This window comes from Rhizobium sp. SVR5-2C (genome assembly GCF_056755115.1).
Genome location: NZ_JBNDHT010000580.1, coordinates 1 through 237, shown reverse-complemented (window position 1 = coordinate 237; position 237 = coordinate 1). Strand labels below are relative to the sequence as shown.

At 60.8% G+C, this 237-nt stretch carries 1 protein-coding gene; it reads right to left on the bottom strand.

Annotated features, from left to right (window positions below; translation table 11 throughout):
- On the bottom strand, window positions 1–237 hold a 237-nt coding region (locus tag ACPYOI_RS36980; RefSeq protein WP_481424299.1), incomplete at both ends, for a glutamine synthetase beta-grasp domain-containing protein.

Genomic DNA, 237 nt, shown 5'->3' with positions numbered 1-237 from the left:
GGGTGGTGTCGCCGATGCCGGATGCCTTGGGATGGGCTTCAGCTTTCTTGGCGGTGCAGCGCGGATCGCGGCTATAGGCTTCGCCCGAAACCGGATCCAGAATATCGCAGACGATGACCATGGTAGACTGCGCGAAGGAAGGGTCCATGTGAACCGTTTCCGTATCCTGCATCAGCACCATGTCGGACTCATTGATCGCCTTCCAGCCGCCGATCGAGGAACCGTCGAACCCCCCCC